At 38.8% G+C, this 1,051-nt stretch carries 2 protein-coding genes; both read right to left on the bottom strand.

The window, feature by feature from the left end; genetic code table 11:
- Positions 1-106: 106 nt before the first annotated feature.
- On the bottom strand, positions 107-691 hold the full coding sequence (locus ACFIKR_RS09390; RefSeq protein WP_375659653.1) for a hypothetical protein: 585 nt from the start codon (positions 689-691) through the stop codon (positions 107-109).
- A 3-nt stretch (positions 692-694) separates the two neighbouring features.
- Positions 695-1,015, bottom strand: a complete 321-nt coding sequence (locus ACFIKR_RS09385) for a hypothetical protein (RefSeq protein WP_375620509.1) — start codon at positions 1,013-1,015, stop codon at positions 695-697.
- Positions 1,016-1,051: the final 36 nt, after the last annotated feature.

Genomic DNA, 1,051 nt, shown 5'->3' with positions numbered 1-1,051 from the left:
GCATTGATTTTATTGTATTTTTTCTGGAGAAAACCAAAGCGCAAGTGATAATCTGCTTTAAAAATTACAATTAAAGTGAGTAGTGTGGTGACATAGCTTAAGAACATTATTTAGCTTTCTTATTGGCGGCATATTCTTGACGAGCAAGTTGGTACTGTATATTTTTGGTTAATCGTTCACTGGCATATTGTGCGATAGCACTTGCAATTTCTGGCTTGGACATCACCCCAGCAATTGAGGGTCCCTCTTGTTTTGCAATAGGGAATTGATCTCCATCCGCTCTTTGAAACACATTCCCATTCAGCTTTTTTAATTCAACACGCTTTGGAAAACTCCCACCTTTGATAAAAGCATGGGGTAAGATTTCTTTTTTTCCAAACATTTTGTAAGTTACGCCGCGTTTTGTTTCTTTTGCTTGAAAAAATTTAAGAGGTATCGGTGTTCCAGAACCAATGATATCTGTCTCGAGAAGCTTTGCTGTAGCCTTTCCTTTAATATAAACGCCTTTTTTGACACGCTTTGATTGGGCAGATGTAACATCGGCAATTTGTTTTTCTGCAAAGCGTTCGACTTGTTTTGCAGAGGTGTTTACAGCATTACGCAAAGCCCAATTAAGGCGTGGTGCTTGAAGACTGGTGAAGGTATCCTTCACCTGTTGAAGATACCATTTTTGGTGGATGATTAACTTCAACTTCTAAGCCTTTTTGGGGGTAGGTGTTGATGACTTAGAAGCTTTAGATGCTTTTGGCTGTTCGAGTGGAATTTCCTTTGTCACTGGTTCAGACGATGTTTGTACGGCTTCTTGTTTTATCTGCTTAATTTGTTCAACTGCCTTGTCTGTTTTTGCTGTTGTCTTGACTCCAATAAAAGGTTTTACAGCATTAGCGCGTTTGAGACGTGCGTAGACTTGATTGGAAACTTCAACAAATGGATTATTGGGTGTTGATGGTTCAAAGCGAACAGTGCTTTTATTGTCTCCAACAACACACATTGGCTTAGTGATGACAGCTTTCATCATTGCTCCTTTTGAGTCATAATTAATGACATCATT

This window comes from Bartonella sp. MR30HLJHH (assembly GCF_042194195.1).
GTDB lineage: Bacteria > Pseudomonadota > Alphaproteobacteria > Rhizobiales > Rhizobiaceae > Bartonella > Bartonella grahamii.
Note: the sequence above shows the minus strand (reverse complement) of the source record. Positions and strands in the feature narration are given on the sequence as shown.

Coding starts and splice junctions, on each gene's coding strand:
- ACFIKR_RS09385 (WP_375620509.1), bottom strand. CDS start 1,015: ATGAAAGCTGTCATCACTAAGCCAATGTGTGTTGTTGGAGACAATAAA.